This window comes from Ruegeria sp. (genome assembly GCF_028066395.1).
In the GTDB taxonomy this organism is placed as follows: Bacteria; Pseudomonadota; Alphaproteobacteria; order Rhodobacterales; family Rhodobacteraceae; genus Ruegeria.
Map to the genome: position 1 here is coordinate 12,435 of NZ_JALCBM010000089.1, position 2,128 is coordinate 14,562.

Consider the following 2,128-nt stretch of genomic DNA (forward strand, 5'->3'; position numbering starts at 1 on the left):
TCGGCCAGCGGATCGACCAGCACCGCGCTGTTTTCATCCTCGGACGGATAGGCCAGCTGCACCAGACAGAGTTTCGAGTAATAGGTCCGTTCGCGCAGAAATTCCGTATCCACGGTCACATAAGGGTAATCCGAGGCCGCTTTGCAGAAATCGGCCAGCTCTTGCGTCGTTGTCAGGGTTTTCATGCGCCGTGCTGTTCTTGTCTTTTGGTGACTGCCCGTCTTTTTGTCCTCGTCCCGAGCGTTGGGGGCGACCATAGGCCGATTTCCGGGGGCGTGTAAATCACCCTGCAAAAATCAGGGCAGCAGAACCGGGGTGCGATCCCCTTGCGCAAACCGCCGCAGAACCGCCGGATAAAGCTGATGTTCCCATCTCAGCACCCGCGCCGCCAGCACCTCGGGCGTGTCATCGGGTTCAACCTTTACGCGGGCTTGGCCCAGAATGGGGCCGTCATCCAGCGCCGCTGTGACCTCGTGCACGGTGCAGCCATGATCGGCATCCCCGGCCTCGATCGCGCGGGCATGGGTGTGCAGGCCCTTGTATTTCGGCAACAGAGAGGGGTGAATATTCAGCATCCGCCCCTGAAACTGCGAGACGAAATCGCCGGTCAGCACCCGCATGAACCCGGCCAGACAGATGATATCGGGCTGCGCGGCCAGCAGGGGTTTGACCAATTCCGCCTCAAACGCCGCCCGGTCGCCTTTGAAGGGGCGGTGATCGACCGCCGCCGTGGCGATGCCCCGATCCGCCGCCTTCTGCAACCCGCCCGCCTGCGCGTCATTGGACAGGACCAGACAAGGCCGCGCGGGGTGGTCACCGACCATACTGTCGACCAGCGACACCATGTTCGACCCGCCCCCTGACAGCAGGATGGCGACGCGCTTGTGGCTCACAGCAACGTGCCTGAATAAGCAACACCGGCGGTCTCGGTAACCGTACCGATGCGCGAGACGTCCTCACCCGCATCCGCCAGCAGTGCGGTCAGCGCGTCGGCCTGATCCGCGGCGCAGACAACGATCATGCCGATGCCGCAGTTGAAGGTCTTGAGCATCTCAGCCTCGGCAATGTCCCCGACCCCGGCCATCCAGCCGAATACAGGCGGCAGGTCCCAGGCGTTCAGGTCAATCTCGGCCCCCAGCCCTTTGGGCAATACGCGCGGCAGGTTCTCGGTCAGACCGCCGCCGGTGATATGGGCCAGTGCATGCACGCCGCCCGCCCGGATCGCCGCCAGTGCCGGTTTCACGTAAAGCCGTGTGGGCGTCAGCAGCGCCTCACCCAGTGCCCCCTCGCCAAACGGCGATGCGGCATCCCAGCCGAGACCCGAGATTTCAACCAGCTTGCGCACCAGCGAATAGCCATTGGAATGCACCCCGTTCGAGGCCAGCCCCAGCAGCACATCCCCCACCTGCACCCCGTCGGGCAGGTCCGCGCCACGCTCCATCGCGCCGACCGAGAACCCGGCCAGATCGAAATCGCCATCTGGATACATGCCCGGCATTTCGGCGGTTTCTCCGCCGATCAGGGCACAACCCGACTGCGCGCAACCTTCGGCAATGCCTTCGATAATCCGTGCGGCGGTGTCGGTGTCCAGCTTGCCGGTGGCGAAATAGTCCAGAAAGAACAGCGGCTCGGCCCCCTGACAGATCAGGTCATTGACGCACATGGCGACAAGATCGATGCCCACACCATCCACCACGCCGGTGTCAATCGCAATCCGCAGCTTGGTGCCCACGCCATCGGTTGCCCCCACCAGAATCGGGTCCTGATATCCGGCAGCCCTGAGGTCGAACAGCGCGCCGAACCCACCCAGACCTCTCATCACGCCCGAGCGGTTGGTGCGCTTGGCCGCTGGCTTGATCCGATCGACCAGAGCGTTGCCTGCGTCGATATCCACACCGGCATCGGCATAGGTGATTCCGTTCTTGCCCGCTGTCATGGTCGGTCCCTCGTGAATGCTTTGCGCGCGGGTTAGTCGATTGTGCGCGATGTTGCAACGGTCAGGCTTGACGCGGGGCCTGATCGTGATACCCAAGGCGCCACGGTGGGCCTGTAGCTCAATTGGTTAGAGCAGAGCGCTCATAACGCTTTGGTTGGGGGTTCGAGTCCCTCCGGGCCTACCACATCACCG

Annotated in this window: 2 protein-coding genes, 1 tRNA gene and 1 pseudogene; 1 reads left to right on the forward strand and 3 read right to left on the reverse strand. The window is 63.3% G+C overall.

The genetic code is table 11. The features are described from left to right. The 3 genes and pseudogenes from MPJ51_RS19785 to purM all read right to left on the reverse strand — a co-directional run. Window positions 1–185, reverse strand: a pseudogene (locus MPJ51_RS19785) (ribonuclease D); the annotation flags it as partial. Window positions 186–296: 111 nt separating this feature from the next. Beyond that, window positions 297–893 carry a phosphoribosylglycinamide formyltransferase gene (purN, locus tag MPJ51_RS19790; protein WP_298390446.1) on the reverse strand — a complete coding sequence of 199 codons (597 nt, stop codon included), beginning with the start codon at window positions 891–893 and terminating at the stop codon, window positions 297–299. After that, a complete protein-coding gene (purM, locus tag MPJ51_RS19795) occupies window positions 890–1,936 on the reverse strand; it encodes a phosphoribosylformylglycinamidine cyclo-ligase (protein WP_298390448.1) in 1,047 nt (348 codons plus the stop codon). Before purM ends, purN begins: the two co-directional genes overlap by 4 nt. Before the next feature lie 107 nt (window positions 1,937–2,043). Between purM and MPJ51_RS19800 the strand changes: the two genes are divergently transcribed. After that, window positions 2,044–2,120, forward strand: a tRNA-Ile gene (locus MPJ51_RS19800). Window positions 2,121–2,128 lie beyond the last annotated feature (8 nt).

Excerpts from the sequence above, each read along its gene's own strand:
- purM (WP_298390448.1), bottom strand. The coding sequence starts at position 1,936 with ATGACAGCGGGCAAGAACGGAATCACCTATGCCGATGCCGGTGTGGAT.